The organism is Wenxinia marina DSM 24838 (assembly GCF_000379485.1).
Classification (GTDB): Bacteria; Pseudomonadota; Alphaproteobacteria; order Rhodobacterales; family Rhodobacteraceae; genus Wenxinia; species Wenxinia marina.
In genome coordinates this window covers 1-11,343 of sequence record NZ_KB902302.1, presented here as the reverse complement: position 1 = coordinate 11,343, position 11,343 = coordinate 1, and the positions used below count along the sequence as shown (strand labels likewise).

Genomic DNA, 11,343 nt, shown 5'->3' with positions numbered 1-11,343 from the left:
GTGCCCAGGAGAGGACTCGAACCTCCACGTCCTTTCGGACACTGGCACCTGAAGCCAGCGCGTCTACCAATTCCACCACCTGGGCAGGTCGTGTGGAGCCGCTATAGACAGCGTGTTAGCCGAGGGCTCCCTGTCACTCTGATCACAGGTTTCCTTCGTGAACCCGACGGGTTCGAGTAAGGGTTTACCCGTACGCAGGGGTCAAGCCCGTACAAGACCGAGAGGCACACATGAGAACTCAGCTACTACCGATGGCGGGACTGTGCGTCGCAACGATAGGGGTGTGCACGGCAGGGACTCAGGCGCAGACCAATCAAGCAATTCCGATAGCACAATGTGGGCCATCCGCCGGACAGGGGTATTTCTTTTACGACCCCGTGATGAATCCCGAGGGCCCGGGGTGGGAGCAAGACGGTATATCTGGGGGCCAGACGACGCTTGTATCGTTCGGAGCCGCATCTTGGGATATCTTCTTTACGGACACTATTGGTTCCTTCAGCTATAGCGGCGACGGAGCGACAGTCGTTGAACTGGGCCGCTATGGAAATCGCCTAACGATAGGGGCGTTTCGCGGTACTTACACTGACGTATTCACCTTCGACTTCGCGTCGTCGGAATTGGTTTGGACTAGCCATAAGATCGGTACAATGGTGTCGAAAGTAGCAGTATATCGAGCGGACTGCGAGATGTTCGCACCGCTATAGGGGAGAGGAAGTCTTCCCCTCTCCCCTGCGTAGGTGATCAGAACTGGACTGGGAAATCCTCGGGTCGAATCAGCCCCGCCAAAGCCTCATGTTCTGAAACGTCTTGGTCGGGACGCACCCGATTCGAGATAAGCAGCTTTGAGGCTGTAGCCATGTCGGTGCCTGTGGCTGTACCGTCGCTGATCTTCCGGATCAGAGCCCTCAGAGTAAGCCATTGAGTTGCTCAAGTTCATCGTGAGTGGCATTGGGGCTTGAATCAGGCATAGCGGTTCACCAGTTTGGCGTACGCATCCGCCGCTTGTTTCCGGTTAATCCTGCCCAGTGCAGCGTCGGTCCAGAGTCTGCGAACCGCCTGCTTTTCGCTTATGCCCCCATGGGTGGCGATGCCAGCGAGAAACTGCATCCGCTGTTCTCCGAGGTTGTCGCCAGCCTTAAGGAAACCCTTGAGCGTCTCGGTGCCCACGGCTTCAAGTCGCCGGACGGTGTCTCGCACATACTCCGGGGGAAACCCGAGTTCATTCTTTGCGAATGCCAGCCCCGCCTCGCTCATCTCCCCGTTCTCAGTCAAGTCGCGAACGAAGACATCCATGACTTGTGGAGCCCGATCCCCGAACCGGAGGCGAACCTGATCGCCCAGGAGTTCCGCGTCGGGATGTAGGGTGGTCTCAGGGCCACTTTCAGTTTCACCCGAGATGTCTTCGCCGGTGCCATGGTCGTGCGTTTGGTCCGGCACGAAACCCATTACCCCAAATTGTCGGGCCTGCTCGACTGTCAATTCCAGGCCATTGTACATTACAACGTCGCCCGGCTGATAGTCACCGTCTGTCGCCATTCTGAAGCCATTTCGCTTGACGACATTGGGATTGTCATTCGCTTCGTCATCCGAAATTGCAATGCTGCCCGTCTTGAAGTGACCTCTCTCGGCCTTCTCTCCTGTAACGTTTCGAGCGGAAGATACCATTTCATTGTCGCTGACAATGTTGGAGGTGGGGAAGTTGCTTTCGTAGTCGCCGTAATTGCTGTTAGTCATTTACTTCTTTCTGCGTTCAATAGCGGCAAGGAGGATCGCGTCCGTTGCCCTCGCCAAGTCTTCATTGTGGTGCCATGTCTTGCCCATGGCGTAGGAGACAGCATCGCCTAAAGCTGCGCCAATAGCGCGAGAGACGTTGGCTGTCTTGCCGATGGAGAGCCTATACACTCTCTCATCTTCACCCCGTATTATCGGGGGAACTGTTTTAGAGATGCCCGCTCTTGCGACGACGAACTGTCCCGCATAGCGGTTGACGAACTTGTCGAGTTCCTTGTCGCGGTGCTTCTTTCCGGCTGGCATCTGGAATAGGGTTTCGGCCCAGAGGCGGCAACTCATCCAACGGACCATGGCGTCACTCAGGGAATGCCCTTGGCGGTGCTGGTAGTTGGCGAGGATGATATCCCCTCGTTCGGCCTGAGACAGCCCCGTGTCGCCCTCTAGGAAGGTGTATCCCCGAGCCATGGACGGAGGCTTGTGGAGCCGCCGGACTGCCGTCCCCCAAAGCTTCTTGAAGCTGCTTATCTGCTCATCGGTCGATAGGGCATTCCCGAGCCAGAACTTGATTGCTTCGTCAAGTTCCCTGAGCTCACTCCGGGTCGGCAAAGGTCCGTCCGGCGAGCCGTGCCGTCGGTAGCGGAGGTAATGGGCGGTGCAGTAGGGAGAGAGGCGATGGCGGGAACGAGAGCAACCTTGGCAGCTACAGGGCCGCTCCTGATTGATCCGCTTCCGTCGTTCGATCCTCTCTCGCTCTGCTTGCTTCCGCAGGTGCTTCGCTTGGGGCCTCAACGCTTCGCAAGACGAGAGATGCGGAGGCCCTCAGGGTTGACCTTGGTTTCCACTGAAACCCCGATTTCCTGAAGGATCGTTCGACCCAACGACCCCTCAGGGTACAGGTACAGCTTGCTCATCCGCTTCCAGTCATCGGGGGATAGCCCGAGCAAGCTGGCGATGTAGCGAGGGTGATAGGAGCCGGGTTTGAGAGACGAAAGAAGCCCCCGAAGGGCGAAGGTGAAAAGTTGCATGGTAGGTAATTCCTGAAAGATGGTCGTAAGTTCGACCGAAGTCTAACCGAGGGGACACGATGGATTGCCCCATCTCACCCCCAAGTTCTTCTTAGATTCCCTTAACGATCGAGCCCATAAGTAGTTGATTCTGAGAGATTAATTCGGGCGCTGATCAACGTCAGCTTGATCGTCACTCAGGGTGATCATCGGGTAACCCGAAGTGCCGCCTCCGGCGGTACGCCATCGTTCGCCCAGTCGAGGAACAGCGAGCGCATCCGCTCTGAAGGGATGTACAAGGTTATCGAGGGATCAGCGAGTGTTTCCCGACACCGAATGCGGGACCGAAAGACGAACTGAAGAAGTTCGGACAATGCGTATTCGTCCTTGAATTGTTTGTCGTCCTCCTTCCCAAGCCACTCCAGGACCGGAGGGCTGATGTGATAGTCGTACAGAGAGAATACCACACTACACTCTCGAAACTCATTGGTACCTCGAACCCTTGCAGGTGCCCAATTGGCTTCGGTAAAGAGCCCGGTTCCTTTGGAGAACTTGCCGGTGCGGTCCTCGTAGGTCTTCCTTCCGTTTGTATGGTACCAGCTATCCTTCGCGCACCCGACCAAAATCTGGTCTGTTGGCGTGTTTCGAAGCTGGCGTTGCCTGACGTTTTTGAGCGCGACTTGAACCTTGCGGCAATCGGAGGAAGCCATCTTGTCTTGACCGCTCTTCGAAAATCGTACCTCCCTCAGAGAGGGAATATCCTTGACTGTCACCCACCGTCGGACATCTGCCCGTAGCTTTCGGTCGAGGCTAATGTCTCGGTCGATAACGTATGGGATGCCCATCTTGTCGAGATAAGCAGCTAGGGTCGAACCCCTGGCGCGGTAGGTGGCAATGGTGACGGAGTTTCCCGAGTTGACCAATTCAACCGGAATGGGCAGGACAAACATCTCCCGCTTCTCCGTGATGTACAGGAGCCCGGCAGTTGCCGCCTCCAGTAGCCCTTGGGTGAGCGTTCCGTCTACCCGTTGAAGGTTCTCCGCCCACCTCGCAGTGGGAATGACCTTTCCGGTATTCTGGTCAACGTAAACGTAACCAGCGGCTACCAGTGCATCCCAAACGCCCTCCTGAGGCGCAGGCATTCGCTTCACGGGGTCGAGAACTTCGTCAATGATGATGACGTAGTCCCGAAGGTAACCGTCTCGTGCGACCTCCACAAGCGACGGGTAGAGCGCATGGGTGGTGGCGATATTCTTACCCAAGCGGACCAGCCGCACCAGGTCGTTCGCTTTGCTGCCACTGGTGTTCGACGGTTGGTGAAACTCGACGCCGCTCGGGTTCGCAAGGACGCTGTCGCACTGATCGAGGGTGTCGTGAACGACCAGGTACTTAGTGCGAGGGTCGAAGCCGTTGAGCATGGCAGTAGTCTTCCCCGTCCCCATTGGGCGGTCATAGAAGACCAACGGTCGCCGGGGTCCGGCGTTGAAGGCCGGAGGAAACTGGATTGAAGTGTGTCTGTCGTAATGCATTGGAATAGTTCGTAGCCTGGCGGCATGGTGTTGCCGCAGTGATGCGCCTTCAGTGTTTGTGTTGTTGAGGATCAGGCGAAGGCGCTGAGGTTGAGCCACTAAGGGCCCTGAGGCGGTCGTGGGTATGACCGCAGGCTGTTCTATGTCTTGAGTAGGCCCCACCCTGAAAACAAAGAACACGCGAGCGAACGCGCGCACTCCGTCCCAAAGGAGCGGCTAACCTGTTCGTCCCCCAAAGCTTCCGCTGCAGGGACTAAAGACGGCTATCTCACATCATCGGGTTTCCCCTAGTTCGCACCTTGGGTGCGTCAGCCGCCTGTACCGGCGATGTCAAAGAGCAAGCGGTAGGTAGGTCATTGGCCGAGAGCCGTCAACCGGCTAACGCACTGATTTACAAGTAAATTATCCCGGTGGATGTAAATCCCCTGTGGCGCGTTTGATTTCAGCAGCTTAAGCGGCAACTGTGCCAAATGGCCCGCAAGTGTGCCATGGGTCGCGCTCGTTGCTGTACCGCATCCTCCTGCCGTTCTGCCGCTTGTATGCCCTAGTGAGGGGTAAACGCTCGGGCCGTGTCGCTCCTTTCTCTCGTTGTGGCGGGTATTCATGCGACCCCGCACAGTCTTCGCATCTCCCCTGCCCTAAGCCACTGTCGATGAAGGATTTGCTGCGAGTGTCCTTATTCGAACCCCCTAGACGTTCCGGGTAAAAATGGTAGGTGAGAGCCCGACTTCAGCCGAAGCTGGTGGCGCACGAGCCGGAGCAGGGCAAACTCTCCGCTCCGGCCATGGCCAGGGGGGGGGGGCGGNGGGGGGGGAAGCCGTATTCTAAACCACCGATATCGCCTGAAGCATTTTTCGCAAATATTCAAGGGTCGCCAATATCTAGTTGGGGCGCGGCGATAGAAACCCGCTATTCGCGACAGAGAAGAGGGGCGTCTATAATGGGGCAGACCTTTGAGCATCACGCGGTATATCGAAGCGAACGACTCGGATCAAATTAGCGCAAGTGCTTGCGAGATGGCCACAAAACCGGGCGGCGAACTAGTTTATACTAGTAGGATGTTGCGTTATGGTTTAGCAAGCGCTACCAAAGCCCAAGGTTCCGGCGAGTGGACAACAGAATATGGCAGAAGAACTCAAACAGCGTAGGCTAGAAGATGGCGGAGCGGCATACGCCCATTTCGAGTATTTAAATATCGGAGCAACAACATTAAAGGCACTCAAGATCGCCGGCCTTATCCCAAATCGTGATTACGAGGCGTTCGAAAGTCGTAAGCCTGATGCCCTTATCCTCGATCGGAGGGCTCGAATCCCTCGAGTGGTCGCTGTAATCGAGTTCAAGGATGATCTATCGAAAGACGATGGGGTAGTTCAGGCGAGTAGTGTTGGCGCTGCGTTAAATGCAAAGTTCTGCGTCTCCTCGGACAACTCGAGCTCTATTTGGTTTTTACCGTCAGATCTCGGTGAGCTAATTCCTCTGAAGAATGAGGACGGAAGTCAAATACGACATGTTTTCCGGAGTCCCGTCGCGACCGATGCAGCACAAGAAGACCAGAAGCAGCTCGAACTTGTCTTAAACCTCGATGAAAGACTCGAAGGCGATACGCTTCTTGAGGTCAGATCGCTCAACCCATCGGCCCTCGCCCGCTCGGTTTGGCAGGACATTTACAGCGCAGGAAATACCCCGTCACCTCAGCGAGCCCTCTCTACTTTTGTAGAGATATTCATGTTCAAGTACTTATCAGACCTGGGAATATTGACCATCGACGAAAATGAGACTGAGATCTCGTTCGAGGCGGTTCTTAAAAAGACCCCGCAGAACTGCCTGCGCTACTATCAGGCGAATGTACGAAAGGTCATCCAGTCGAAATTTCCCGCTAGCGCAGTTGATGGTACGACACTCATCAATGGATTCGCACTTAATCATGAGAACAGGGATCATAATCACGTTTTCAAAAAGATTCTTAAAAAGTTCAAAGAGTACGAAGTCTCTCCAGAGGGCGGGAAATTTACCCATATTGACAAAGAGTTCAAGAGCCGGCTCTTTGAGGACTTCCTTAAGGGAAGTGTAGGGCAACGTTCCCTAGGTCAGTTCTTTACCCCCCGCCGAGTTATGAAAGCCATAGTCGATATGGCAGACGTCGAAGGGTTGCCTTCCGGAGCGAGAATCTGTGATCCGGCCTGTGGGGTGGGTGGGTTTCCCTTAGAGGCTGCATCACGACGAGCAAGTCGGTTGAAGCGGCCGGAGTTTCACCTCGAAAGCCACTCCCTATCGGGGGCTGCGGGGGACGAAGGGCTTTCCATTAGTTCAGACGTCTCATACTTCGGCTTCGACAAGGGCGGAGGCGTGGATGAGAATCTCACAATAATTCTTGCGAAAGCGAACTTTGTCGTTTACCAATCCGACTTGCTTGGAAGGCATCCTAATGCAACTTCTGCAATAGCCGCTGCTTTTAATAGAGTTTTTTCGCTCTATAGAGATACAAGCCTCGGTTCGCTTTCTGAAATAAGATCAGACACCTATGATCTTATCCTATCTAATCCACCGTATCTCAACAGCGGAGCCGGATCTATAAGAGAAGCGGCGAAGCGCGCGAACTTAAAGTATAACGCCGGGGGGTCGGGTCTGGAGGGGCTGTTTCTGGAGAAGATCGTCCGGGAGCTGAAGCCAGGGGGTCGCGCATTCGTCATACTTCCCGACGGCGTCTTCATTCGGTCAGCGGACGCCCGGCTCCGACGCTGGTTGCGAGAGAGGTGCTTCATCGATGGAATTATCTCCCTACCCGTTAAGACCTTCTACTCAGTCAAAAAGAAGACCTATATTCTCTGCCTTACGAAGAAGGTCGAGCCTGAAGAGCAAAAGGGTCCGGTATTTGCTTATATGGTGACTCACTTCGGTGAGACGCTCGATAGTTTGAGGTTGCCCACTGTTACGGATGACATGCCGGAATTGGTAAGACTATATCGAGCCTTCATTTCTATCCGTTCAAGACTTTCTGAAGATCCGGACGCCATCGGGATCTTGTCTTCACCGAGGCTTAAGCTGCTGCCTATCTCGGATTTTTCCGCTGGCGGCTCATGGGCTGTTGATCGTGCATGGTCGAAAGGGGAGAAGGCCGAGATTGGGCTGGAGTTTGAGCCAAGCAGCCTAACTGAAGAGGAATTTGTTGACAGTCTTCGTGCCGCTCACGATGAGCTGGCCAAGTTAATAGCGGAACTATAGCATGGATTTGACGCTAAAGCAGTTCAGCGTGTCCGAGCTATTTGACGTAAGAAGGGGGAATACCAAATTCGTCAAGAGTTATTTCCGAGAGAACCCCGGCGTATATCCGGTGTATTCCGCGTCGATATCAGCGGGAGCGATTGCCGGGCTGATAGACACGTACGAGTATGACTGTGATTGCATTACTTGGACGACTAATGGGTATGCTGGCCATGCGCTTGTAAGGTCCGGCCGATTCTCAGTCTCGCGCGATGTCGGCGTGTTGCTTCCAAAGCAAGAGTATCGAAACCAGCTCGACCTAGATTTTTTTGCAGTCTCACTCACCAACGCCCTGACGTCAGCAGCATCGGGAAGATTTAAGGATTCGGGGGAGGCCGATTACACTAAGATCGCAACCAAAGCAGCTGGAGAGGTCTTGGTCGATGTGCCTATCGACGACTCCGGCGTTCCTTCTATTGTCCACCAGAAGGCTTTGGCTCGTCGTTTCGCCAAGGTAAAGGTCCTTCGGAGCAGACTGCAAGATCTTGCTCAGAAGCTCGATGAAATGCGCATGCTGGAACCATCCCCTGCGACATCTGAAATTGCGCAGTTTAAGGTTTCCGAGCTATTCGAGCGGCCGGTTAGGGGAGACGGACGACTTACTCAGTCGTACATTAGGTCCAACCCTGGGAAGTATCCTGTTTACAGTGGATCTTCAAGTGAGAACGAAGTAGCTGGTTGCGTGCGCGATTTTAAGTTTGAAGGTCCCTGCCTGACATGGTCAGCCGATGGCTATGCGGGGTATGTTTTCGTGCGAAATGGGCGCTTCGCGGCCAACTCCCACTGTGGGGTTCTGAAGCCGCAGCGTGAGTATCAAGAGCTTCTCCACTTGCCCTACGTGGCGCTAGTTCTGGAGCCGATTCTTCTAGAGGCTGCCGTTGGAAGGTATCGAGACGACGGGTCTCATGATTACACGCGTGTTACCACAGAGATGGTTAAAACGGTGACCCTGCCATTGCCCCTGAACGATGCCGGGCGGATTGACCGGGAAGAGCAAGTCAGGAGTGCGGACAGGATGCTTGCTTTGAGGAGCATGCGAGACATCATGTTTGAGAAAGTCGAGAGCCTGTCAAGGGCCCGGGTACTAGTGGAGGGGTTCAGTGTCAGGTAATGAAATTTTATCGGCTATCGGATCGCATTGGGTTTGAAATAGTTCCGGTCCAAAGAGCCTTTGATGGCTATGTCCGATGAGAAAAGTTGAATCTCAAGTTATTTTCGGTCTGCGCTACACTTCAGGGGAAAAGGTTTTCGTGGTCTTGCTCATGGGCACCATCCTAATCAGGAGTTGCAGACACCGGCAGGCCGGGCGCGGTTAGACACCGTTCCCTCGCCGTGAAGCGCGGCTGTTAATGCAGCTCTTCCGTCAGTTCAACGATTCCATCGCAGCGCCACCCGCTTTCAGAAGTACGCCGACAGCCTCCTGGCCGCCAGTGCCCCTCCCCTCAACGTACTGATCATTTTTGGCAGGCGTTCGATGCAGGCCCTATCGTAACGAAATGACGAAAAACGCGCGGGCGGCGCAGACGCTGAAAGAATGGATCGCGCTGAGATCGACGGTGGCCTTCGAGCTGGCGTTCCTGCCGAAACTGCCGAGAGGATGAAGGCGCTGGAGCTGGAGAACCATTAGCTGCGCCAGGCGATTCGAGAACCTGCCGGTACGAGAACCTGCCGATGGATGGACTGGGTGGAGCAGACGGAGCATGGTCATTTTATGAAAACTAGAACAGAGCACCCTGCGCGAACTGCCTCGTCCCGATCATCGCCACCGCCCCTTCAACAGACTAAGACGTCGATCAGCGGCCCGCCAAGCGATCAAGCAGAGCCCTTCTCGAAACGCCGAGGGCGGCTCTCTCGCTGCGATCGATCGCTAAGGTGTTGAAACATCGACGTGTACTGCTCCGCCTCTTCAGGCTGTGGTGAACCTGCTGTACAACGAGCCACAATCCACGTTTCATTCGGGTCCTTGATCGTTTCGGTTCTGAAGGTTCAGCGCTTCCCACGGTCGCGTTAGGAGGTGGGGAGTGAAGTCAAGCGATAGGTAGCCCGTCACGGCCGATAAATCGAAGACTTACTTAACGGATGAGATCGCAGCTGTGATTTAGAAGGAAGTTTCATGTAGCCTCAGGCTACGGAAGATAAGTTTCGCTGATCGCTGATCGCTGATCGCTGATCGATGATCGATGATCGCTGATCGCTGATCGCTGATCGCTGTGGGCTGTTGCCGTGCGCGGTTTGTCCTTGATTGGCTTATTGGCTCGACAAGAAGCATGCGGGTCTCTAGCATCAGTATTCAGTCGGGTCGTACGCGGAGAGCCTCGATCCCTCCCTTCATGGTCGTAAGAAGAAGCCGGATCAATCCCTGCAACTCCCCTAGTCGCCCATAGGCGCAGCTCTCGTTCTCAAGATGACATTGGCAGGTTGGTATTGAGGCTTCCTCCTAGCTGTCGATGAAGTACTCTGAAGGTTTCCTTGAGGACGTCACTTAGGTCGCCGCGCTTCGCGTAGACGGACACGCCGATGTCATCGTTGTTGGAATGCCCTACCGCCATGTTCCGCGCCTCTCGCGAGATACCCGCGTTCACCAAGGCAGATACTGCCGCTCTGCGGAACGAGTGCATATCCCATTCGCTGTGGTCGCCGGGGAGGCTCTTTCGGGCTCTCTCAAGGGCTTTGCCGAGGTAGTGGCTTGGACGCTTGTCGTATCCCCCGAGGTTCACCCTAGGAAACAGGAGGCCCCTGCTCTCCGGGCAGGAGGGCTCGGCTATCTTCGCTCGAACGACGGCCGTCCTCAGCAGGTCGCAATCGTCCTTCCCGACGATCATCACTACGCGTCGCCCCGCCTCCGTCTTGCTCTCAGGGATGTTGAGGCGGATGTGGTCGCCGTAGTCTTTGATATCGGAAAGGGAACGTCCGCAGATTTCGTTAAGGCGACAGCCGGTCACCCAAAGGAGCCTGACGGTCACCAACATCTCGAAGCGGTATTTGAGCGATGGAGCGTCCGCGATGAGCCTCAGGAGCGACTCCGCTTCCTGTCGTGTTACTGGACGGAGGTTCTTAGCTCTAGGGTCGCTCTTTCGCTTCTGTCCCGCCACGCGCCGCAGGAGGGCCGAGAAGGGATTGCGCATATCGGGATCGACCAGCCCCCAGTGGTCAAGGACCCGCCAGTAGGAGGCAAGGCAAGACGTGTAGCTTTGCAATGAACGTGCTGCGAGGGGTTCGCCGGTACGTTCTGAGGGTGTTGCGCGGATGTGGTCGAGGAATCCTAGGGCCAACTGCCGGTCGATCTTGGCGACAGCCACGTTACCCGAGTAGTCCTCGAAGGCGGTCAGGTGCTGGCGGTACCGCACTTTGGTCGAGTACTTGATGCCGTCGGCCTCACTCATCCAACGGTGAGCCGTCTCCCTGACGGTCGGCCCCTGCGACGGGCTGGACTTGGGGCTACCACGGGTTTGCTTCGGGGCTTCCGGAAGTCGCCCTTCGCTCAGCGCCGGTAGGAGTTCCGCAAGCACCTCCTTGCGGCGAGCCAACGCTTCCCCGAGGTCAGACGTGCCGAGACCCCGGACGATCTCTCTCTTACCCAAGATCGGCTGATACTCGGCCGGGACGACCACCCTTAGGGCGTACCCCTTGCCTCTCCGGAAGAGGCCCTTAGGCGCACTCACATTCATCGCAAACGACTCCTGCCGCCGTTACATCTGGCGAAGGAAATCGTTGTAAATCAAAGGAGTGGTGCCCAGGAGAGGACTCGAACCTCCACGTCCTTTCGGACACTGGCACCTGAAGCCAGCGCGTCTACCAATTCCACCACCTGGGCAGGT

General features: G+C 55.6%; 7 protein-coding genes and 2 tRNA genes. 2 read left to right on the top strand and 7 right to left on the bottom strand.

Features of this window, described 5'->3' with window-relative positions:
• Position 1: 1 nt before the first annotated feature.
• The 5 genes from A37W_RS0114540 to A37W_RS0114520 form a co-directional block, all read right to left on the bottom strand.
• Positions 2-85, bottom strand: a tRNA-Leu gene (locus tag A37W_RS0114540).
• Between the two features lie 875 nt (positions 86-960).
• Positions 961-1,734 carry a hypothetical protein gene (locus tag A37W_RS0114535; protein WP_156169123.1) on the bottom strand — a complete coding sequence of 258 codons (774 nt, stop codon included), beginning with the start codon at positions 1,732-1,734 and terminating at the stop codon, positions 961-963.
• A complete protein-coding gene (locus A37W_RS0114530; protein ID WP_018303767.1) occupies positions 1,735-2,337 on the bottom strand; it encodes a hypothetical protein in 603 nt (200 codons plus the stop codon).
• Between the two features lie 179 nt (positions 2,338-2,516).
• Entirely contained in the window at positions 2,517-2,756 is a 240-nt protein-coding gene (locus A37W_RS0114525) for a hypothetical protein (protein WP_018303766.1), read from the bottom strand.
• Between the two features lie 185 nt (positions 2,757-2,941).
• Entirely contained in the window at positions 2,942-4,153 is a 1,212-nt protein-coding gene (locus A37W_RS0114520) for a YonV C-terminus-related protein (protein WP_018303765.1), read from the bottom strand.
• 1,233 nt (positions 4,154-5,386) lie between these two features.
• Between A37W_RS0114520 and A37W_RS23425 the strand changes: the two genes are divergently transcribed.
• Together A37W_RS23425 and A37W_RS23420 are read left to right on the top strand one after the other, a co-directional pair.
• Positions 5,387-7,486, top strand: a complete 2,100-nt coding sequence (locus tag A37W_RS23425; RefSeq protein WP_081617155.1) for an HsdM family class I SAM-dependent methyltransferase — start codon at positions 5,387-5,389, stop codon at positions 7,484-7,486.
• 1 nt (position 7,487) lies between these two features.
• Positions 7,488-8,636, top strand: coding sequence for a restriction endonuclease subunit S (locus A37W_RS23420; protein WP_081617154.1), 1,149 nt, complete (start codon positions 7,488-7,490; stop codon positions 8,634-8,636).
• A gap of 1,288 nt (positions 8,637-9,924) precedes the next feature.
• Here A37W_RS23420 and A37W_RS0114505 read toward each other — a convergent pair.
• Both A37W_RS0114505 and A37W_RS0114500 read right to left on the bottom strand, forming a co-directional pair.
• Complete coding sequence (locus A37W_RS0114505; RefSeq protein WP_018303762.1) at positions 9,925-11,193, bottom strand: DUF6538 domain-containing protein; 1,269 nt, start codon at positions 11,191-11,193, stop codon at positions 9,925-9,927.
• 59 nt (positions 11,194-11,252) lie between these two features.
• Positions 11,253-11,339: transfer RNA gene (locus A37W_RS0114500), tRNA-Leu, on the bottom strand.
• Positions 11,340-11,343 lie beyond the last annotated feature (4 nt).

Coding starts and splice junctions, on each gene's coding strand:
- A37W_RS0114535 (WP_156169123.1), bottom strand. CDS start 1,734: ATGACTAACAGCAATTACGGCGACTACGAAAGCAACTTCCCCACCTCC.
- A37W_RS0114505 (WP_018303762.1), bottom strand. CDS start 11,193: ATGAATGTGAGTGCGCCTAAGGGCCTCTTCCGGAGAGGCAAGGGGTAC.
- A37W_RS0114525 (WP_018303766.1), bottom strand. CDS start 2,756: ATGCAACTTTTCACCTTCGCCCTTCGGGGGCTTCTTTCGTCTCTCAAA.
- A37W_RS0114520 (WP_018303765.1), bottom strand. CDS start 4,153: ATGCTCAACGGCTTCGACCCTCGCACTAAGTACCTGGTCGTTCACGAC.
- A37W_RS23420 (WP_081617154.1), top strand. CDS start 7,488: ATGGATTTGACGCTAAAGCAGTTCAGCGTGTCCGAGCTATTTGACGTA.
- A37W_RS23425 (WP_081617155.1), top strand. CDS start 5,387: ATGGCAGAAGAACTCAAACAGCGTAGGCTAGAAGATGGCGGAGCGGCA.